Origin of the sequence: Aquimarina amphilecti, assembly GCF_900109375.1 — a bacterium.
Classification (GTDB): domain Bacteria; phylum Bacteroidota; class Bacteroidia; order Flavobacteriales; family Flavobacteriaceae; genus Aquimarina; species Aquimarina amphilecti.
This window is the reverse complement of the sequence record NZ_FOAB01000005.1, coordinates 158,392-182,018: the sequence shown is the minus strand read 5'-3', so window position 1 is coordinate 182,018 and position 23,627 is coordinate 158,392. Positions and strand designations below refer to the sequence as shown.

General features: G+C 32.4%; 15 protein-coding genes. 7 read left to right on the top strand and 8 right to left on the bottom strand.

Annotated features, from left to right (window positions below; all coding sequences use genetic code 11):
- Positions 1-248: 248 nt before the first annotated feature.
- The gene (locus tag BMY33_RS14325; RefSeq protein ID WP_091409802.1) at positions 249-1,319 is read left to right on the top strand and encodes a hypothetical protein; all 1,071 of its coding nucleotides are present in this window, start codon (positions 249-251) and stop codon (positions 1,317-1,319) included.
- A gap of 39 nt (positions 1,320-1,358) precedes the next feature.
- On the opposite strand, the gene BMY33_RS14320 is transcribed toward BMY33_RS14325, so the two are convergent.
- The 8 genes from BMY33_RS14320 to BMY33_RS14285 form a co-directional block, all read right to left on the bottom strand.
- Positions 1,359-2,117, bottom strand: a complete 759-nt coding sequence (locus BMY33_RS14320) for a M15 family metallopeptidase (RefSeq protein ID WP_091409799.1) — start codon at positions 2,115-2,117, stop codon at positions 1,359-1,361.
- A 233-nt stretch (positions 2,118-2,350) separates the two neighbouring features.
- Positions 2,351-4,033 (bottom strand): efflux RND transporter periplasmic adaptor subunit, encoded by a 1,683-nt coding sequence (locus BMY33_RS14315; protein ID WP_091409796.1) that lies wholly within the window; start codon positions 4,031-4,033, stop codon positions 2,351-2,353.
- Positions 4,034-4,038: 5 nt separating this feature from the next.
- Positions 4,039-4,737 (bottom strand): PepSY domain-containing protein, encoded by a 699-nt coding sequence (locus tag BMY33_RS14310; protein ID WP_091409794.1) that lies wholly within the window; start codon positions 4,735-4,737, stop codon positions 4,039-4,041.
- A gap of 16 nt (positions 4,738-4,753) precedes the next feature.
- Entirely contained in the window at positions 4,754-5,482 is a 729-nt protein-coding gene (locus tag BMY33_RS14305) for a heavy-metal-associated domain-containing protein (protein ID WP_091409792.1), read from the bottom strand.
- Positions 5,479-6,045: a DUF3347 domain-containing protein gene (locus tag BMY33_RS14300; protein ID WP_091409789.1), complete on the bottom strand. Its 567-nt coding sequence runs from the start codon at positions 6,043-6,045 to the stop codon at positions 5,479-5,481. Before BMY33_RS14300 ends, BMY33_RS14305 begins: the two co-directional genes overlap by 4 nt.
- A 39-nt stretch (positions 6,046-6,084) precedes the next feature.
- A complete protein-coding gene (locus BMY33_RS14295; protein WP_170837082.1) occupies positions 6,085-7,284 on the bottom strand; it encodes a TolC family protein in 1,200 nt (399 codons plus the stop codon).
- Positions 7,285-7,369: 85 nt separating this feature from the next.
- Positions 7,370-11,047 (bottom strand): efflux RND transporter permease subunit, encoded by a 3,678-nt coding sequence (locus tag BMY33_RS14290; protein WP_091409785.1) that lies wholly within the window; start codon positions 11,045-11,047, stop codon positions 7,370-7,372.
- 112 nt (positions 11,048-11,159) lie between these two features.
- Positions 11,160-11,576 carry an HYC_CC_PP family protein gene (locus BMY33_RS14285; protein ID WP_091409782.1) on the bottom strand — a complete coding sequence of 139 codons (417 nt, stop codon included), beginning with the start codon at positions 11,574-11,576 and terminating at the stop codon, positions 11,160-11,162.
- 139 nt (positions 11,577-11,715) lie between these two features.
- Between BMY33_RS14285 and BMY33_RS14280 the strand changes: the two genes are divergently transcribed.
- The 6 genes from BMY33_RS14280 (at position 11,716) to BMY33_RS14255 (ending at position 23,562) form a co-directional block, all read left to right on the top strand.
- Positions 11,716-12,171: a GAF domain-containing protein gene (locus tag BMY33_RS14280; protein ID WP_091409781.1), complete on the top strand. Its 456-nt coding sequence runs from the start codon at positions 11,716-11,718 to the stop codon at positions 12,169-12,171.
- A gap of 217 nt (positions 12,172-12,388) precedes the next feature.
- Positions 12,389-13,405 carry a GntR family transcriptional regulator gene (locus BMY33_RS14275; protein ID WP_091409778.1) on the top strand — a complete coding sequence of 339 codons (1,017 nt, stop codon included), beginning with the start codon at positions 12,389-12,391 and terminating at the stop codon, positions 13,403-13,405.
- Between the two features lie 280 nt (positions 13,406-13,685).
- Complete coding sequence (locus BMY33_RS14270; protein WP_091409775.1) at positions 13,686-16,697, top strand: SusC/RagA family TonB-linked outer membrane protein; 3,012 nt, start codon at positions 13,686-13,688, stop codon at positions 16,695-16,697.
- 27 nt (positions 16,698-16,724) lie between these two features.
- On the top strand, positions 16,725-18,296 hold the full coding sequence (locus BMY33_RS14265) for a RagB/SusD family nutrient uptake outer membrane protein (protein ID WP_091409773.1): 1,572 nt from the start codon (positions 16,725-16,727) through the stop codon (positions 18,294-18,296).
- A gap of 107 nt (positions 18,297-18,403) precedes the next feature.
- A complete protein-coding gene (locus BMY33_RS14260) occupies positions 18,404-21,766 on the top strand; it encodes a VCBS repeat-containing protein (RefSeq protein ID WP_091410312.1) in 3,363 nt (1,120 codons plus the stop codon).
- Between the two features lie 29 nt (positions 21,767-21,795).
- On the top strand, positions 21,796-23,562 hold the full coding sequence (locus BMY33_RS14255; RefSeq protein WP_091409771.1) for a glycoside hydrolase family 36 protein: 1,767 nt from the start codon (positions 21,796-21,798) through the stop codon (positions 23,560-23,562).
- The last annotated feature ends 65 nt before the right edge of the window (positions 23,563-23,627 follow it).

Below are 23,627 nucleotides of genomic sequence, written 5' to 3'. Positions count from 1 at the left end.
ATATCACAAATCATCAATCAAATGCCAGTCAGACAAAATATCAATAATCAAGATAAATGGAAGTTATCAACTAAAATTATTTTTCGATTCTCTTTTGTTTATCTTTTTCTAAATATTTTCCCATTTCCCTTCTATTATATCGGTTTGATTCCTGGAATGGGGAATATTTTTCTTTTTATTATGATGGATTTGAACAGTTATGCATTTGGTCTGGAAAAAACATTTTAAATATCGGTTATGAAATATCCATGAAACCTTCAGGTAGCGGCGATACTACTGCTGATTATGTTTTTCAATTTGTATATCTATACATCTCAGTTATTGTTACTATCATATGGAGTATCATTGATTTAAAAAGATCTAACTATAATAAGTTATTACTTTACACAAGAACTCTTGTAAGGTATTATTTAATCGCAACTATGTTTTCTTATGGATTTTCTAAAGCTTTTACTCTTCAATTTTTGGAATTAAGAAATATAGATCTTATCAAAACTTTTGGAAATCAATCTCCCATGGGATTGATGTGGAACTTCATGGAATATAGCGATACCTACACTAAATTTTCGGGTTATGCGGAAATCTTTGCTGGAATATTATTGATTTTTAGAAAAACTACACTTTTAGGCGCATTTATGGTTGTAGGGGTAATGTTCAATGTATTTATGATGAATATGAGTTATGACATCCCTGTAAAATTATACAGTGGTCTATTAACGACAATGGGGCTTTTCTTATTAGCACCGGATATTAGCAAAATCATAAATTTCTTTATTTTAAACAAAGCAGTTCAACCAAAAAACATCCCAAAATACTTCGCCAAGAAAAAATTAACAATAGCAGCAATATCGATCAAAATCATAGTTATAGGATATCTGTTTTACACAAACATTGATGGTTCTATTGAAGGCGAAAAACAATGGGGTAAAAAAGCACCAAAAACAGCTTTATTTGGAATTTATGAAGTAAAAGAATTTATTAAAAATAATGACACCTTACCGCCACTTACAACAGATACGATTCGCTGGAAACGTTTAATAGTAGATAAACGATATAGTAATATTCAAACTATGGATGAAATGTTTATTCGGCTTAAAGAAAAAACAGATTCCATAACACAAACATTAAATCTTATTTCATATAGTGATAGTACAGATATAAGAAGTTTTTCATATAAAATAAAGGATAGCATTTACATTTTCGAAGGGACTTACAACTGTGACAATCTTAAAATAATTACTAAAAAGAAGGAACGAAACGAATTTTTATTAATCAATAGAGGATTTCATTGGATCAATGAAAACCCTTTTAACCGATAATAGTCATTAATTTTAGAATTTAACAAGTGTATTCTTATTTTAACCACATTTCCATTTGAAGTCGGAAATCTTAAACTTCTTATTTTTGAAGTTGTAATGCCACCATTCGGTTCTAATAATAGAAAAACCGTGTTTTTCCATAACTTCTCTAAGTAGTTTACGATTAGCAATAACCTCAACGGATAATGCTTTATAGGAATGATGCGCTTCTTTTCCAAAATGATCAAATTTAGTTCCCATATCCAATTGATTTCCTTGTAAATCAGTTAATGTTATATCAACTGCAGCTCCTTTATTATGAATCGATCCTCCTTTAGGATCCGCAACATAACCGGGATTAGGAAAGATTTTCCACATTTTCTTCTGCACACTGTAAGGACGATAGCAATCAAATAATTTAATCCTGTACCCTTTTGCCATAAAATCTTTATTGGCCGCAATTAATGCCTTTGCAACCACTCCTCTGACATAGCATTTAGCACAAGAATATACTGCCTTTTTCAAGAAATTATCCTTAGTAGCATATTTCATGTCTAACACGAAATAATTTGATAATTCCTCGATATTTACAAATTCGCTATCTTTAATTGGACTTTGTGTGACCTCCTTAGTATCAAATCGATCTAAAGAATCTTGCCATTTTTGCATATTCTTCTCCACCCTTTCAGCTCTTAACTGAATGGCCTTTGATTTTTCTAACAATGCTAATGTACTAGCACTGGTCATCGAAGTGACAGAAGTTTCCTTACAAGAAAAAAGTAAGGCTAAAAATGTAATAAAAAGTAGTTTTTTTACCATATCCCTTTCGTTTTTGACCACAACATTTATTAGTATCTAACTTTTGCAATAACGGCAAAACGTATCGCAGGTGAATTAGCAAAAAAACACCCAACAATACCAGCGATTGTAATCTAATAAAAAACGTAATCCAATATTTCCCTAAATTAAAGATACGTTGTTTTAGTCTACGAAGAAAGAAAAATGTTAATATTTTAACATTTAAAGGTTTAAATATAATTATTCTAAGTAAATCATTTCTTCCCTAATATACTAACTACACTACCACAAGTAAGCATTTCATTACCGAAATATGGGTTTCTTATTTCTTCTTCTTTACTTAGCCAAATAGCCCCTTTATTATTGTCAGCCATCGGGCATTTCTGTATATAAATATTATCAGATATGTAATCCATTTTTTTTACTAAAGATTCCAAACTTTCATTTAAACTGACAAAATGATTTCTCTGATCTATTAAATTTTCTTTTTCAGTAATTACTTCTAACAATTTTGAAACCCCCTTAACATTGGCAACAATTTCCCCCTTTAACTCTTTAGTATCTATTCCCCTAAGATCACTTAGCATTTTTCCAGAAAATATAGATGCATTTCTAGTATTACTCTCTACCAAAGCATCTTTTAGAAGAAAATACGAAACTAAAGCCTTATTAAATTCTCTTTGGAAGTCATCTGGCAACATTACTTTAGATCGATTCATCATTGATTTTTTACCTTGTAACTGAGCCGCAGCATCTACTGTAAAAGTCCCATTAGTCACAATTATCTCGCCTTCTTGTACACCATTCAAGATTACATATTCATCTTTATTAGAAGTTCCGAGAACTACTTCTCTCATCTCAAAAATAGGCCGATCGGATTGGGTTTTCACATATACAATCGAACGTTTCCCTGTCCATAACACAGCACTTTTAGGTATTGTAATTGTCTTATTAGATTTCTGACTCATCACCTCGATAGTTCCTTCTATAAACATTCCAGGTTTAAAAACATCATTTTTGTTTGCGACTACTGCCCGTACGTTAATCGTTCTGGTTCTCGTATCTAAAATAGGGTCTATAAACGAAACCTCAGCATCAAAATCCATATTCGGATATGCATTTGTTTTAACCTTAATACGCTGTCCAACTTTTAACAAAGAAATTTGATTTTCATAAGCATCAAAAGATGCCCACAGTGAATTTAAGTTTGTAATTTTATAAAGCATTTGCCCTCTATCAACATGATTTCCTTCTTCTACCATCTTTTCAGAAACTACTCCCGATACATGAGAATGAATAGGGAACGTTTCTTTGATCTTTCCAGAGGATTCTATTAAACTAATTTGATCTTCTGAAATTTTTCTAAGTTTCAACTTATTTCGTACAGCTTTATATAACTCTGGTTGTTCTTTTTTTAATTTCGCAGCAGTTAATAATTCTTGCTGAGCTGCAACTAATTCTGGAGAATACAAAATTGCGATTGTTTGCCCTTTATAAATTTTCTCTCCTACCGAATTAACCAAGAGTTTTTCTACTCGTCCAGAAAAATGGGTTACTTGAACTGTATTAGTTTCTTCGTTTTCTTTAATCTTACCCGATAATTTCACCTCCTTAGATTCAGAACTCATCATTCCTACTACAGATGTCTGAATATTAGCTAAAGCCATTGCATTTTCAGTCATACTAAATTGATCAACTGAGAGCCCTTGCTGCGTAGTACTAGCATGCACTAAATCCATACCACATATCGGACAATCTCCAGATTCTGATTGCATAATTTGCGGATGCATCGAACATGTCCACATTTGACCTGAAGTCTCCGCTGAATTATCTTTTTCTATTATTGATTCTCTGGTTGTATCACCTCCAAAAATAAGATATCCCATAAACATCCCGATCAAGGCTGCAATGATTATATAAATAACATTTTTCTTCATGATAATTATCTTTTAAAAACCTTCCTTAGTGTTGGTGAGGAAATATACCAAAGCAAAAAGCCACTTAATACCGTTATCAACCCTAACAAAGAAAATATTCTTAACACAATGGTATTAAAGTCATCTCTTCCTTCATAATCCATAGTATGTGTCATCCACAAAAAATCAAACCACCTCCAAGATTGATGTCGTACTCGCTGAAAAGAACCGTCTATAGCAGAAACATATGCTTTTACATGTTCTGGATGATTATAACTAATTACAAATGCGGGTAATGATCTTCCTCTATATTCGTGATGTTTTCCGACTTCAGTGATAAAATCAACTGAACTTACCTCTAAATTTGTCAGCATATGTGCTGAAGCTACTTGCAACGCTTCTTCTTCTGTAATTTTTGATTTAACTTTTCCTGACTTGGCATGAATTAAGATACTATCATTTACCCAATAATACGGTTCATCGACTATTGTTCTCAATTCTAAAGAAGAAACTACAGGAACCGGAGAAATTGAATCTAACCCCAACAAATTAGTATGCATCATTGGTTTTAATTCCTTCTTAAACTGATCCCCATGAATCTCATCAATATCTGTCCAACTAAAATATAATCCACTAATAGTCCACATTAAAAACTGTATCCCCAAGAATATCCCAAGATATCGATGTGCTTTTCTTATCAATATTGCTGTTTTTCTTTTAACCATTCTCTCAATATTTCTCTTATAAATACATAGTAACAAGCATCCAAAATGCCATTCCCAACATAATGGCATTCTCTATAAAAGTTGCCTTAGTCATTGGTAACTTCAGGGCTATTCCTAAACAAGCGCACTGAATACTTTTTTTATCAATTAACACTTTAGTAACACCCACGGTAGTTATACCTAGAATCAATACAGTAGTTATTAATGCGATATTGACATTAAACCTCATTAAAAACATAAGCCCTAATCCAACCTCTATAAAAGGATATAACCAACTATAAAACGGGAATTGTTTAGCCAATGGATCATACATTGCGAAGGATTTAAAAAAACCTTTTAAATCTAGAATTTTAAAAAAACTGAAAACAACATAAAACAACCCCATAAAATCCATCATGAAATCATCAATATTCCAAGAGCTATAATTAATCAAAACCGATGCACTAGTAATATATCCGAAAATTAAGAAAAGTGGGAATAGTTGTCTCACCTCACTCTTTTCTAAAACTGGATTATCATATATCGTATTAAGATCATAATTTTCTTTTTCTGTTATTATATACTTAGCTGGAATTGCTTCTATTAAAGCTTCAATAGTCAATTTCTGTTTAAAAACAATGATAGCTTCTTTACTCTCGAGACTTACCTCAGCACCTGAAATTTCTGGGATTGCATTTAATATATTCTCCACTCCAGATCTACAACCCTCGCAAGTCATCCCTTCTATATGATATCTCGTATTCATTTTATTGTCTCATTAACACTACCGCATTTTAGCATTTTATTGCCATAATATGGATTTCTGACCTCTTTAGAGTCAGATAACCAATACCCGCCATTTCCATCAAAAGCCATTGGACAAAATTGCTTATATATCTCTCCAGAAGTAATTGCTGAATTGTTTATCATTTTCTCAGTTTCTACTGTAAGCGTTACAAAAAAATCTCTTTGCTTTTTAATATCTTTAGTAAGAGCAATTAATTTTGCTGTAGACTTTAATTGCTTTCTTTCGTCTTCATTTTTTATAAGATCTTCCATCTTTTTTGCTTCCTGCTGTACCACTTTAAAATCAGAGTTTACTAATCCTCTTTTTACCATTAAATATTGATCATATATCTTATTAACGTTTTCATCATCAAAAATAATTTCACTTCTCGAATCTGTAAGGTTAAGATCTATATCGCTTTCTACGACAACTTCTTCTTTTACAGGAACTACTTTTTCTGATTCTTTCTTATCCTTTCCACAAGATGAAATTAATAAAGTTATAACTCCTATGAGAATGGTATTAAAAAATGTTCTATTCATTGTTTTATATTTTTAGTTATTGATACTTTTTCTATTATATTAACGCAAATAATTAAGCACTGCTGTTTGCATAAAATACATTGCTATTGCTTCGATTTTCTTGTTTTCAAAATCTAACAACATCTGTTGTACATCTAGTACATCTTCAAAATTAAGCTGAGTTGTTTGGTATGCTGATAATATTATCTTTTCCGCTTGTTTTGCTTGCAATATATTTTTTTGTTGTGTGTCATAATTAATACGAGCAGTGATTCTATTATTTATTGCTTCTTCCATCATATTTTCTAAATTATTCTGAGAAGCCTCTCTCTTTTGATAAACTTCTTCTTTTTGTAACTCATATTGCTTAGAGCGTGATTTATACTTTTTGGAAAAAAGTGGAACAGAAAGAGAAATCGTTGGCATAACAATGTCTTTTCCATTATCAGAAAAACTAATATTTGGTCGTTCTTCAACAATTACATAATCTAAACCTAAACCTATAGACGGTAAAGATTCTTTCGTATTAACATCTTCTCTTTTATCTAACAAATCATTCAAATGATCATAGGTCATCAATTCTGGGTGATATGTGATATCATCTAGTATCATAGTAGGTTCTTCTTCGGGAATAAATAAATTATCCGGAACAACTAATGGCTCAAAACCATCTCTATGTAATAATTGATTCATTGCTGTTTCTACAGTAAGAATTTCTCCTTTTAGAATTTCTTCTTCATTTTGAAGATTGTTTTTTGCGATATTAAATTTCAAAACATCTACCGCAGATGCTCTATTATTCTCCACTTCTTTAAGCGCAATCTCAATATAGGTATCTAGCAGCTTATTTTGTTCTACCAATATATTCTGTCGTGCTTTTAGTTCATATAACTTGTAATAAGTTTGTTCTACAAGCAAAGTGATTTTTCTTCTAGCAATCTCTAATTCATTTTTATTCACCTCACTTTCTGTAGAAGCAGTTTCTTTTCTTGCCTTAATTGTCCCGAACCAAGGAATACTCTGCTGCGCAGTGAACTTTACTTTCTGAGCACCCGTTCTAGTTTCAGGTTCACTCACAAAATACCCTGTTCCAACTGTTGTGTTTGGCAATCCTCCTACCTCATTTACCCTTTCCAAACTTACATCTAACACATTCTGGGCAGCCTTAAGCTCTGGGTTATTTTCCCTTGCTTCCTTTATATATTCCTGTAATGTTTGAGCATTTGTTGTTTTAAAAAAGAAAACTAAAAAAACTAACATTATTCCTTTTTTCAGTTCTCGAAAATAAAAACCTACATTACACATATTGATTTTTAAAATATTTCTTATACTCATTTTCTTTATTCTATTTTTCTTTTTTCATTAAAAATTCTGCTCTCCAACTAAATAAGACAGGTACTACGAATAATGTAATCAACGCTACTAACATGCCTCCAAAACCAGGTATTGCCATCGGAATCATAATATCACTTCCTCGTCCTGTTGATGTTAATATTGGCAATAATGCTAAAATAGTAGTAGCTGTTGTCATCAAACAAGGGCGTATTCTTTTTTCACCTGCCTCAATCACAGAAGATCTAATCTCATTTAATGTTTTTGGTTGATTTCTTTTAAATGTTTGTGTTAAATAAGTTGCCATAACAACACCATCATCCGTGGCAATACCAAATAAAGCAATAAATCCTACCCAAACTGCTACACTTAAATTGATTGTATGAATCTGAAACAAATCTCTTAAATTATCTCCAAAGAAATTAATATTGAAAAACCAATCTTGTCCATAAAACCAAATCATTAGAAACCCTCCTGCAAAAGCCACTGCAATTCCTGTAAATACCATGAGTGATGTAGTTACCGATCTAAACTGAAAATATAAAATTAAGAAGATAATTACGAGTGCAAGCGGAACAACAAAAGATAATGTCTTCTCTGCTCGCATCTGATTTTCATAAGTACCGGTAAACTGATAATTAATTCCTTTCGGGACCACTAATACTCCAGTATCTATTTTTCTTTTAATTAATTCTTTTGCATTTTCTACCACATCAACTTCAGCGAACATATCCAATTTATCAAACAACACATATCCCACAAGGAATGTATCCTCACTTTTTATAACTTGAGGTCCTTGTTCATATCTAATATCTACCAACTCATTTAATGGGATTGGATTGCCCTTTGAAACAGGTATATATATGTTTTTAAGATCCTCTTGATTCGAACGTAAAGCTCGAGGATATCGAACTCTAATCCCATAACGCTCTCTTCCTTCTACGGTTTGGGTAAGCATCATTCCTCCTAAAGCAACTTGTAATACCTGTTGCACTGCTTCAATAGAAATCCCATACCTAGCAATCCGATCCCGATCTATATCAATCAACAAATAAGGTTTACCTACAATTCTATCTGCAAAAACGGCTTCATCTTTAACCCCTTTTACTTGTTTCAAAATTTCCTCTAACTGGATACCAAACGTTTCGATTTCTTTAAGGTTTTGACCCTTCACTTTAATTCCCATCGAAGCTCTCATTCCTGTCTGTAGCATTATTAATCTGGTTTCGATAGGCTGTAATTTTGGGGCTGATGTTACTCCTGGAAGATTTGTTACTCTAATAACCTCTTCCCATATATCGTCGGGAGATGTAATATGTGGCCTCCAATTCCTATAATAAGAACCATCATCATCCGGAATTAATTGGCTTTTCTTAGCTTTTGCGCTAGAAACAAAGCCCCCATTTTTAAGTTCAAAAAAACCTTTATCATTTACCTTAAAACGTTGTCTTTCTCCATTGTCATTCAAAATATATTCTGACTTATAAAGAATCATATTTTCATACATGGATAAAGGAGCAGGATCCAACGCCGATTCTATTCTTCCTGCTTTACCAACAACTGTTTTTATTTCTGGGATTGTAGCTACAGCCATATCTAACTGACGTAGAACTCGTTTGTTTTCCTCTACTCCTGCGTGTGGTAATGAAGTAGGCATTAAGAGAAATGAACCTTCATTTAGAGAAGGCATAAACTCTTTACCAGTATTTTTCATTATAAATATACCTGCTATAATAATAGCTATTGGCAAGGACATAAATAATAATTTATTACCTAATGCCCAATCTAAAATTCTAACGTAATATTTCTTGAATAAAGTGAATACACCCAATAATCCAAGACAAATCGCACCAACAAAAATGAGGTTCCAAAAAATGCTTTTATCTACTCCTAATGGTCTCCAATATTCTGCAAGAAGAAAAATAATAGTAACCCCAGAAGTAACAATATGGATTACATTCTTTCTATTAGTAGAAAATTTCAAAATGATTTGTAATATATTGGTGATACCAAATGCAATAAGAATAAGACCTAATAAAACTCCATAAAAAAGCGCCACAATACCTGCTATAACAAGTATAATATTAAGAGTGTGTACTACAACTTTTTTTGTAGATCGTTGTCGAAACAAAAATGCCGCAAAAGGCGGTATTAAAAAAAGTGCTATAATAATTGATGAGACCAATGCCATTGTCTTAGTAAAAGCTAAAGGCCTAAAAAGTTTTCCTTCTGCCCCAATCATTGTGAAAACCGGGACAAAACTTATAATAGTAGTTAAAACAGCCGTTAATATAGCTCCAGAAACCTCTCTAGTGGCATTATAAACCACTGTATTAATCGGTAAGTTGGTTTTATTTTCATCAATATGTCTTATTATATTTTCTGAAAGAATTACCCCAACATCCACTATAGTACCAATAGCAATCGCTATACCAGATAATGCCACGATATTAGCCTCTACATCAAAGATTTTCATTGCAATAAAAACCATTAAAACTGCCACAGGCAATAATCCCGAAATTAAAATTGAAGCTCGAAGATTAAAAATCATAATAATGATGACCAAAACAGTAATTAACACCTCTAATGTCAATGCTTCCTTTAACGTACCTAAAGTCTCCTGAATAAGCTCAGTCCTATCATAAAAAGGAACAATAGTTAATTGAGAAGTACGCCCATCATTAAGTACTTTAGAAGGTAACCCAGAACTTAATTCTTGTATCTTGCTTTTTACATTTGTAATAACTTCTAAAGGATTCGCTCCATATCTCGCGACTACAACTCCCCCAACAACCTCTGCTCCTTCTTTATCAAGAATTCCACGCCTTGCTTTAGGTCCCAAAGAAACCTTGGCAATATCTTTTATTCTAATCGGTGTATAATTTTCAGATACAATAACTGCATTTTCTATATCCGCTATCGACTTAACATATCCCAACCCTCGGACCAAGTATTCAGCTTGATTAATCTCCAGTGTTTGTGCTCCAATATCACGATTGCTTTCTTTTACAGCTTTTACAATCTGATGCAATCCGATATGATATTGCTTCATTAATTCCGGATTCACATCCACCTGATATTCCTGAACATATCCTCCAATAGATGCTACTTCAGAAACTCCGCTCGCTGATGACAAAGCGTATTTCACATAATAATCCTGAATACTTCTTAATTCTTGAAGATCCCAACCTCCTGTCACTTTTCCGTTTTGATCCCGACCTTCTAGTGTATACCAAAATATTTGTCCAAGACCAGTGGCATCTGGACCTAAAGAAGGATTTACTCCATTAGGTAATAAACCACTAGGCAAAGAATTTAATTTTTCTAGAATTCTACTACGACTCCAATAAAACGCTATATCCTCTTCAAAAATGATATAAATACTCGAAAACCCAAACATAGAAGAACTACGAACAGTTTTAACTCCTGGTACTCCCAATAAAGAAGTTGTTAGAGGGTAAGTAATTTGATCTTCTATATCCTGAGGGGATCTTCCTTCCCACTTCGTAAAAACAATCTGCTGATTTTCACCAATATCAGGTATAGCATCTACTGCTACCGGATCACTCGGTAAAAAACCTAAATCTGATTGAAAAGGAGAGTGAATAAGACCCCAACCAATTAAAATTAATAACAGTAAAACTGCTATCGGCTTATTTTCTATTAAAAATTTAATGCTTTTATTGAGCATAAATAGTACGATTTAGAGTATTATTAATAAAGTCCATTGCATAGACTATATAACTTTATAAACAATAATAACCGGAAGGCATCATTATTACCAATCAATAAAGTCATCTAAATCAAATAAGGAAAGTCTCGTGTAAGATAAGTATATCTGGTACCCTTTCAGGAGGAGAATAGTCTTCATATATCAAATGTCTCTCTTTCTTTAAAGAAAGGCTATTTGTATAAGAATTTAGAAATGATACAAAAAATATTTGTTGAGGAAAATCTATTTGATCAAAAGAAATTTTTAACTCATCCTGTCCATCAAAAACAATAACCTCATCTTTACAGCAAGATTTTTTTTTAATTTCTAAGTTTTGATCATCAATATGATCCATCATTTCCATTCCACAATCCTTGGCTTTCGAAAACATTGCAACATCCACTAAAAAACGCCCACAATAATGCTTTTCTACTGTGAAAGAAAAAGTAGACAACAATACTAGACACGCTAATAATAAAGATGTTATTTTCTGTAAACCTTTTATCATGGCTCCAACAAAAATACATAATATTTAGGGAATTGTTATTTTTTTACATTTCTCTTAGAAACTTTTAACAAAACAATACCATTACAAAAATCTGCACATTTTAAATATTTTAAATATTTTTGCCGGAAAATTGTAAGGAATGCTATTTAAAGATTTAAAACCAAAAGTTGTTGACATACTTCATACTAACAGCAACTCAATTACAGACAGACTACATGCCGTTTGTCAATTATTAAGTGATAATATTGAATATTACGATTGGGTTGGTTTTTATTTTAAAAATGGCGACAAAGAAGAATTAAAACTTAAAACTTACGTTGGCGAAGAAACTGATCATGTTATTATACCTTTTGGAAAAGGAATCTGTGGTCAAGTGGCTGTATCAAACGAAAATTTTATCGTTCCTGATGTTCAGGCTCAAGATAATTATATTGCTTGTAGCTTTAAGGTTAAATCGGAAATTGTTGTTCCACTTTTTAAAGATGGAGAAAATATTGGTCAAATAGATATTGACTCCGAAACTCCGGATCCTTTTACAGATAAAGATGAAAGATTTCTTGAGTTTGTAAATCTAGAGGTTGCAAAAATACTATAACAGGAATGTTTTGGTAACGCTTTGATTTACAGTTGCTATTTTTTTATTTTGATTACTCTTTTATTTAAAATCCAAAGAAGAAATAAAACAAATTCTAAGAGGAAATTGTATATCTAAATTTGATACTACATGGCTTAAAGTAGTACAAGAATTATGATATAATTTTGAAATCTAGTATTTAAGCTTAAATTTATAGGTGTCATAATCCAAAATTAATATGTCATCTTTACTTCAAAAAATAAAGGATCTTCAGGATGTAAACTCCTTATCCAAACACGAACAAATCGTTAATGGGATTATAGATGCTATTGATTCTGGAATACTAAAAGTAGGTGACAAACTTCCTTCTATCAATGAAATGGTAGCAAAAATCGGATATGCTAGAAAAACTTTTGTAAAAGCATATACAGAATTAAAAGAACGAGGATTAGTAGAGTCCAAAAACCTTAAAGGATATTATATTATTAGTGAAGAGACTAATGTGAAATTAAAAGTAGCGTTAATCTTATTTGCTTTTCATAGTTTTCAGGAAGACTTTTACAATACTTTTAGAAAAGAACTAGGTAAAAAATATCATATTGACATTTTCTTTCATCATAACAACCTAACTTTACTTAAGACTATAATAGATAATATATCTCGTAAATATGGGATGTACGTCATTGCACCCATACAAGAAAAAGAAGTTCCATCTATGATGAAACAAATACCTTCTGATCGTCTATTAATTGTTGACCGTTATTTAAAAATGCCTAAAGATTATTCTTATATCTCTCAAGAGTTTGAAGAGGTAACCTATCAAAAATTAGTAGAGCTTACTCCTCAGATTAGGAAGTATAAAAAATTCGTATTGTTCTTTAAGAAAAATTCAGATTTTCCTCCAGAAATTTTATATGCTTTCGATCGTTATGTCAAAGATTTTCAAATAAATGGAGAAGTATTAACTAGCTATGAACCAAACACCCTTAAAAAAAGCACTGCTTATTTCTCTATAAGCGACACACAGCTTTGGAAAGTATTAAAAGACGCTAGAAAGATGGAGTATCGCATAGGAGCTGACATTGGTATTCTAGCACATGATGACAATATTGTAAAAGAAATTGCTTTTGGGGGAATTACAACAATCTCTACTGATTTTACGGAAATTGCCAAAAAAGCTGCGCTCTTTGTAAAAGAAGGAAAATCCATTCAAGAAATTGTTCCAACTCACCTAAGACAGCGTAATTCTTTGTAAGCGCATCTCTTCTAAAACTTTAAGTTGTATTGGTTTCCTTCACAAAACCTTTTTAATTCTTACTCTTAAGTTAACTCTTTACTACCTCTTAAAGAATTAGCGTAACATATTCTTACTTTTTTCATCATTTAAATACATATAATTTAAAAAATTATGATTTTAAATTTTGATATAAAAATAAATACTCTACATTTGCATAGTAGCATAGTGTATCATAGCATAATAAAAATACACTCACTAACACCAATTCAGAAAAATTCTATTAACAAACACAAATCATATGGAGCGAAAAGTATTTAATCGTATTATGATACTACTCATTGGCCTAACAACCACTTTTGTTAGTGCCCAGCAAACTGTTTCCGGAACAGTAAATGAACCCAACGGTCCCTTACCTGGAGTTAACATCCTAGTAAAAGGAACCGATAATGGTACCACCACAGATTTTGATGGCAAGTACCTACTAAATAATGTAGCCGATGACGCAATTCTGATATTCAGTTATGTTGGTTTTTTAACCACAGAAATACCGGTGAATGGTCAAACTGTTATAAACATAACACTCGAAGAAGATTCAGCAGCTCTTGATGAAATAGTAATTGTAGGATATGGTTCTGCAATCAAAAGGGATTTGACTACATCCGTTTCTTCAATTAAAGGAGACGATGTAACTAAGACAGCAGTAGCCAGTAATCCAGTCACAGCATTGCAGGGTAGAGTTCCTGGAATACAAGTGGAAAGCTTTGGAGGACAACCTGGAGGTCGAGCAAATGTATTCATAAGAGGTGTTAATTCCCTTAGCAATGCAGACCCTCTATTTATTGTAGATGGACTATTTGTAGACAGTATGGAATACATAAACCCTGCTGACATCGCAGACATATCCATTCTAAAAGATGCGGCAGCAGCGGCAATTTACGGAGCGAGAGCCGCCAACGGAGTTGTGCTAATAAAAACTAACCATGGTAAAAAAAGTGAAAAGATAGAAGTAAAAGTAAATTTAAGAACAGGTATAGATACCCCAAGTAAAAAGTTAGACTTTATAAATGGGCAGCAGTACACTGATTACATAAATCAACGCTTTGCCAACGATGGTATAGGAACTGTAGTGAATTGGAATGGGGTTAATACAGATTGGCAAAAAGAAAACATCTCTAGCGCAATTGTACAAGATTATGGTTTTTCAATCTCAGGAGGTGGAGAAAACTCCACTCATTTTGTTTCAGCAAATTATTTTAATCAAGACGGGATATTAGTTGGATCCGGTTTCGAAAGAATCAATTTTAGATTCAACAACAAATTTGATATGGGAAAATTTCATGTTACCCAATCATTAGGTATTACACAAGGGCAACTACAAGAAAATAGGTGGTACGGTTTTGATGGGACTACTGCTCCTACAGTAGCATTTAGTAATCCGAACAATGACGGTGGTTTTGAAGCTCCATCAACAGATGTTCAAGGACCTGGGGGAATTAATCAATACGCAAGAGCAGTATTAGAAAATAACTTAGTAACTACTCGTACTCTTTTTGGTGGTGCTAAATTCGATTATGACATTACAGAAAATTTTACCGCATCTGTAAATTTTGGAGTGGACTATACTAATCAACGTACTTTTGAGTTTACTCCTACCTTTTTCATGAGTTCAATTGACGCTGTTAGAAATGATAATCAAGAAAATGATTTAACAGATTTTAGAGAAGAAACTTTAAACTTATTGGTAGAACCAACAATAAGTTACCAACAAGATTTTGGAGAACACAAAGTATCTGGAGTATTAGGATATACTTACTTTTTAGAAAACCAACAAAGCTCTGGAGTATATGGTCAAGGGACACAATCCAATTCTATACAAGTTGTTAGTGGCTTACCTCCTAACGATCAGTTAGTACTATTAGGAGAAGATAATACAGCTGGATTAGAATCTATTTTTGGAAGGCTAAATTATAATTACAATAGCCGATATTTATTCTCAGCAACATTAAGAAGAGATGCTTCCTCTAGATTCGCAAAGGATAATCAAGTCGGGTATTTCCCATCTTTTTCAGCTGCCTGGAATATTTCTAATGAATCATTTTGGAACAGTGAAACCATTAATTATCTAAAACTAAGAGCTTCTTATGGTGAGTTAGGATCTTATCCCGATGTATTTTACCCTACAGAAGCTGTCTTTATAAGTAACCAATCTAACACCTCATTTGGAGGTGCACCTGCTCCAGGTTTAGCACAAACTACATTAGCAGATCCAGATTTAATATGGGAAACAACAAAGACATTTGATGTTGGTATTGATGTTTCTTTATTAAATAACAGCATCAACTTTACGATGGACTACTATTCTAAGGATATTGAAGATGTATTAGTAGGAATTAATGTCCCATCTACAACAGGTGTAAGTTTACCAGTAACAAGAAATGCAGGAGATTTAATTAATAAAGGTTTAGAGTTTAATCTAGACTACAAAAAACGAGAAGGTGATTTCCAATATACGATTGGCACTAACTTTTCTTTCAATTTGAAAAGCGAAGCCGGTGATATTCCAAATCCAATCCTAGGACCACAAATCGATGAAGATCTTAGAGTTGTAAATAGAACGCAGGCAAATGCACCTATTGGAGCATTCTATGGATTTATTGTAGAAGACAGAGTAAACCCTACTACAGGAGATTTTGTAAGAAGAGATATAAATGGCGACGGAACTATTGATAATGATGATATTACCATCATTGGAAATCCTGTTCCTGATTTTACTTATGGTCTTACATTTGATGCGACCTATAAAAACTTTGATCTTGGTCTAAATTTCTCAGGAGTTCAAGGAAATGATATATATAACCTAAGTCGTTATTATAATATTTTATGGCAAGATGGTGGTAAATTAACAGAAGTACTAAACTCTTGGACACCAACAAATACAGACACAAACATTCCCAGAGCATCAGTCAGTGATGGAGCCGGAAACAAAGCTCCCTCTTCGTTTTTTGTAGAAGATGGTTCTTATTTCAGACTTAAAACTTTAGAAGTAGGATATAATTTTGACACAGGAGCTTTAGGAACCGAATTAATAAAAGACTTAAGATTAGCCTTTAACGTACAAAACGTTTTCGTAATTACTGATTATAGCGGTTATGATCCAGATGTTTCATCAACGGATGGTGGAAGAGCAAGTCTTAACTCTGGTGTCCCTGGATTAAGAGATAACGTAAACCCACTATTAGGTAGAGGCTTAGACGCTAGAGCTTATCCAAATGCACGTACATTTTCTTTTAGCATTCAGGCAACATTCTAAATTAAAACATAACAACAATATAGTATTATGAAAAAGTTATTTAATAATCATCTATTGATAGGTACTTTAGTATTTATATTGATTAGTACGGTGATCGCTTGTTCTGATGACCTACTTGATCAACAAAATAACAATGGCACCTCCAGCAGTAATTTTGGTACTTCAGCGGAACAGGTTGAAACCGCAGTAAATTCAGCTTTTCACCCTTTAACTACACCTTTTTTCTGGGGGAGAGTATTACATACAGGAGCTTTTTTAAGATCCGATGAATACAACGTATTCGAATTCGGTTCTAACACAGCAATGGCCGGATTAAAAGCTAACCCTGGTGATCGATGGGCTTTAGAGCCGTGGCAACAACTTTATAAATCTATTGGGCGTTGTAACACTATTATAATCAATGTTAATGAAGAAGGTATTCCTGATGATGACATAAGAAATAGTCTGGTAGGGCAAGCTTATTTTCTTAGAGCATTCGATTATTGGTACCTTTTAAATCTATATGGTAATATTCCTTTAATTGTGGAAGAGCCTGACTTAAACAACTTACAAGTTAACCAAACTCCACCAGAAGATGTATGGCAACAAATTATTTCAGACTTAGAAATGGCGCAACAAATGCTACCAGAGACTTGGACCGGTGAAAATTTAGGAAGGCCAACATCAGGATCAGCAAGTGCGTTAAAAGGAAAAAGCCATTTATACCGAAAAGAATGGGCGCTTGCAGAAACAGAACTAAAAAAAGTTGTGGATTCTGGTATCTATAACTTACTACCTTCTGCACAATATGGAGAGAATTTTGGAGCTACAAATGAAAACAATATCGAATCCATATTCGAGATGCAATTTAGACCAGTAGCAGCATTTTTATGGGGTCAGGATATCCCAGGAACTGGTACACAAGCCAATTACCTCATTGATTACGCATCACCCGGAGTTTCACCTGATAGAGGACATGTAATAAACCCTTGGCTTAGAGATCTTTTTGAAGCAAATGGAGATATTGTACGCAGAAATGAAACATTACTCTACGATTATCCTGGAGCCATTGGTTATGGTGGCGTCGATTACCTTACTGATTTTAGTGAAGATATAACTACAGCAACTGATGCAGGTGTGGAAGCTATTTTTACTAAAAAATATGCAGGATTAGACTTAGGAACACGAGAAGAAGTAATTGCGGTTCAATTAGGACATACAATGGATAACAATTGGAGAGTAATAAGATACTCGGATGTATTATTAATGTTGGCAGAAGCATTAAATGAAAACTCTAATATTGGAGAAGCAGAAGGTTATATTAATATGGTCAGAGAACGTGCACAATTATCCACGCTTACTGGATTGAATCAAGAAGAAATGAGAACCGCCATTATAAATGAAAGAGCTATGGAGCTCGCTGGAGAAGGTCATCGTTTTTTTGATCTAGTTAGATGGGAACTCGCTGATGACTACTTAGGATCTAGTTCCATTCACGGAACACCACATCCAAAATCATTAGTTGGAGGAACTTTTCAAACTGGTAGAGATGAATTAATCTGGATCCCCCTTGGAGAGCGATCAACAAATCCTAATTTAAATCAAAATCCAGGGTATTAAACTGAAAAAAGTAATTGTTTGATTGTAATAATGTTTTTATTGTTTTAGTCAGCCAAGCAAACCTTCCCTTGGGTTTGCTTGGTTTTGAAAATTTAAATAACATCTTTTTGAAAAAAAATATAATACATATCGTACTTATTTTATTGTTTTTTGGTTGTAAAAAACAACAATCAGAAGATTTTCTATTTACACTTGTACGTCCGTCTCACAGTGCTATTACTTTTCAAAACACAATTATAGAAAATGACACGATTAATGTTATCGATTTTCAATATTGTTATAATGGTGGAGGTGTTGGTATTGGTGATTTTAATGATGATGGACTATCGGATATTATTTTTACCGGTAATCAAGTATCTAGTAAACTATATTTAAATCTGGGAGAAATGAAGTTTAGAGATATTTCTATCGAATCTCATTTCGAAACAACTTCTTGGATTACGGGAGTTAGTGTTCTAGATATCAATACAGATGGTTTAGATGATATTTATCTTAATGTTGGAGGTGTTGATTGTAATAATGATTGTGAGAATCAATTATTTATAAACAAAGGGATAAACGAAAAAGGGATTCCTTATTTTGAAGAGCAAGCTTCACTGTATGGATTGGATGATGGAAATTATAGCCAACAAACTGTTTTCTTTGATTATGATCTAGACGGTGATTTAGATGCATACATTGTTCATAATGGTAATACTAAAAGAGATCGAAACACTCCAATACCAAAAAAATATCAGCCTAAACATTTATCAGATTACCTATTAGAAAACAAAACTTTAGAAGATACAAATCAAACATTTTTTACTAACGTTTCAGATAGCTTAGGAATTACTCATAAAGGTTTTGGATTAGGAGTAGCTATAAGTGATTTCAATAATGACAACTTACCTGACATCTATATTAGTAATGATTTTATTACAAACGATCTATTATACATAAACAAAGGCAAAAATAATAAAGGGTTACATCTAGGATTTGACGAAATAAACCAGCAAGTTCTATCAAAACAAACCTATAATGCAATGGGGGTAGATGTAGCTGATATTAATAATGATTTATTACCCGATATCATGGTTGTAGACATGCTACCTAATGATTATCAGAGGCAAAAAAAAATGTTAGCTTCTAATAATTACGATAAATATTTGTTATCACAAAGAAATGGATATACTCCGCAATATGTGCATAATACTCTTCAAATTCATAATGGTCTTATCAAAGATAAAATATTACCTGCATCAGAAATTGGATATGCCTCTGGTGTAGCTAGTACAGATTGGAGTTGGGCACCACTAATTGCTGACTATGATAATGACGGAAAAAAAGATATTTACATTACTAACGGTTATGTCAAAGATATCACAGATCTTGATTTTATTAATTATTCAGAGCATAACAACATCTTTGGAACTCCAAGTGCACGAAAAGAAAAATTTAAAAATCTAGTTGAGCAACTTCCAGGAATTCATCTTCCAAATGTAATGTATCAAAATAATGGAGAAGCTCAATTTACCGATATTTCTTCTCAATGGATAAACAACCAAAACTCCTATTCTAATGGTTCTGCTTATGCGGATCTAGATCGAGATGGAGATTTAGACTTAATAGTAAACAATATTAATAGTCCAGCATTTATATTAGAAAATCATACATCAGAAAAAGGGAAGAAATTTTTAAGAGTGAAATTAAAAGGAACTCTTAAAAATAAGAATGGAATTGGAGCAAAAATTACTTTGTGGGAAAATGGTATTAAACAAACACAATATCAATCCACAATTAAAGGGTATTTATCTTCGGTAGAGCCCATTATTCATTTTGGTGTGCTTTCAGAAAAAATTGACTCGTTGCAGATCATATGGCCTGATGGTAATATTAGCAACAAAAAAGCTATTCCATCAAATCAAATTTTAACTGTTCACTATCAAAATTCTTCTCAGTCTAAACCTAAAAAAGAAACCGATCTGTTTTTTCAAAAAAACAACGCCACACTTTCGTTTCTACATACTGAGAATCATTTAAATGATTACATACAACAATCATTACTAAGCCATCAATTTAATTCTTTGGGTCCATGTATTATAAATGAAAACATAAACAAGGAACAAGGCGAAGAAATCTTTATTGGCGGCAGTAAAGGATATTCTGGAACCCTTTTTATCGAGAATCAAAATGGTATTTATAAACCTAAACAAAAATTTGATACTAAATATGAAGATACTGCTGCTATATTCATTGATATAGACTATGACGGAGATAAAGACTTATATATCGGAAGTGGAGGAACTGATGCTGGAAATAACAAAGAACTACTAAAAGATCGAATTTATATTAATGATGGTACTGGATCTTTTTCTGCTAAGGAAAATCAGTTGCTTTCTAAAATCATAACGAACACAACTTGTGTAACAGCTAATAACACAAACAATAAAAGTTCACAAAAGATTTTTATAGGAGGTGGTGTATTGTCGGGAAAGTACCCTATTTCTTCCCCCAGTTATTTAATTACTAATCAAGAAGGCCATCTTTCAATAAACAATAAAATTTCATTTTCTGGGTCAGGAATAGTTACGGATGCAACTTGGGCAGACATTAACAATAATAAAACTAAAGAGTTAATTGTAGTTGGGCAATGGATGCCTATTTCTATTTATGAAATTAATAAAGAAAAAGTAGAAGAAGTTCCTATAAAATGGATAGATAAACAAGGAAAAACACTGAACATGTCAGGTTGGTGGAACAGTATTAAACTTGCAGATTTTGATAACGATGGTGATCAAGATATAATTGCTGGCAATCAAGGAATCAATGGATATATACAGCCAATGTATAATCAAGCTGTATATGTATATAAAAAAGATTTTGACAATAACGGTAGTATTGACCCCATATTAGCGCAGTACTTCGAGACCCCTAATGGATTATCACTACGCCCCATACACACTAGAGATGATATTATGAAGCAATTGGTAAGCTTAAAAAAACAATATCCAACATATAACGAATTTGCCAAAGCTAGTTTTCAAGAATTATTAAACATCAATAATTTAGAGAAAGAGACCTTTAGCGCTCACCTATTTCAATCAATTTATGCAGAAAACATAGGAAACAATACTTTTAAAGTTTCCTATTTACCAGAACCTTGTCAACAATCTCCTATCAATGATTTTCTTATAGAAGATATTGATCATGATGGTTTTAAAGATGTATTGATTGTTGGAAATAATTATTCTGCAGAAGCAAGTTATGGAAGACACGATGCGATGATAGGGGTCTACTTAAAAGGATCAGAAAAGGGGTTTGTTACCCTTAAAAATAACAAGACAGGTTTTATAGTTCCAAAACAATCTAATCATATTATTTCGATACAAAATATGAACGACGAAAAATTGATTATTGCCACACAAAATAATGATAGCGCAATGGTATATCGGATACGTAACAAAAAAAGAAATGCTTTGGCAAAAAATTGATTTTGCTCCACATTAAAGAATAAAAACGAATGAAAGAAGTAATTACTCATAATATAGAGGTAATACGAGAATCCAAAGATTTTCAAGTTAATATCACATTACTTGAAGAACAAAATGGAGTTACTATATATAATATCAATTTTTCATCTGAAACTAAATTCCAACCACAAAAGGTAACTTTTAAATGGAAAATTCCTGCTATTAATATCAAAGGTGTTTGGAAACCTACCACTGATTTTGCAAAAAGAATCATGGATGACTGGGAGTTAGATCATATGGAATCAAGAATCTCTGTTGACTCTCCTGTAATTTCATTATTTGGCCATGATGATAGTAACATCATCACTTTTGCTTGTTCTGATGCAATAAATACTAAAAAACTTAATGCACTATACCGGGAAGAAGACAACTGTGTATATTGTCATATTTCTTTTTTCACAGAAAGACATCACGCTATTACTAATTACGATGCACAATTAAGGATTGATCAAAGTAATCTCTCTTTTTCAGAATCTTTAAAAAATGTGGGGATTTGGTGGGAAAGTTTCGAAAACCTTTCCCCTGTTATGGTGCCCGATTTAGCTAAAGTCCCTGTTTATTCTACATGGTATCAGTTTCATCAAAAACTAGATGTAGAAAATCTTTTTGAAGAATGTAAAATTGCATCAAGGTTAGGCTATGAATTAATAATAATCGATGACGGATGGCAAACTAAGGATGAAAACAGAGGATATGATTACACTGGTGATTGGTATCCAGAAAGAATTCCAGAAATGAAAAACTTCGTAAGCAAAATTCATTCGACAGGAATGAAGTTAGCTTTATGGTATTCTGTTCCTTTCTGTGGTAAAAAATCAAAAGCGTATAAAAAATTCAAAGGTAAATTCCTTACAGAAGAACATCGTTGGGCTCCTGTATTCGATCCAAGATATCCAGAAGTAAGAGAGTATCTTATAAATTTATACGTAAACGCCTTAAAAACATGGGAAATCGACGGTTTTAAACTAGATTTTATTGATGAGTTTAAAGTATATCCAAGTACCAAATTAACCAAAGAAAATGGTAGGGATTACTCCTCTGTAAATCTAGCTGTAGATCGATTAATGACAGACATTATAAGTTCCTTGCATTCAATAAATCCAAAAGTTGTTATCGAATTTCGTCAAAAATATACTGGTCCAGCTATGCGAAAGTATGGAAATATGTTTAGAGCATTTGATTGTCCCGGCGATTCTGTAATGAATAGAGTACGTATTACTGATATAAAAATGATTTGTGGTGATACCGCTGTACACAGCGACATGTTTACATACCACAGGGAAGAACCTCTAGAGATAAAAGCGTTACAACTGGTAAATACTTTATTCGGAGTTCCTCAACTTTCTATTTTACTCCAACAAGCAACATTAGATGAGTTATCCATGATACAATTTTATACACATTACTGGAAAAATCATTCTAACATTTTCTTAAAAGGAAAATTTACTCCGCAAAAACCTTTAGCAAATTATCCTATACTTAAATCTTCTTTAGGTAATCATACAATTATTGGACTGTTCGACAGCCATACAGTTGATTTTGATGAGAACACAAATAAAATTGACATTATCAATGGTCAACTAAATACCAAAATCATATTAAGTAGTGATAAAAATTATGGAGCCTATCATTGCGAAACTTATGATTGTACTGGAAAAAAGATAAATGAGTGTAACTTAATGATTTTAATAGGAGTTGTTCAAATAAAAGTCCCTATTTGCGGATTAATTAGATTAGAAAAAAATACTGGATCTTAAATTATGGCATAAAGAAAATCAACAAAATTATCAATATGCCTTATAAAAAATAATACAAACGATTA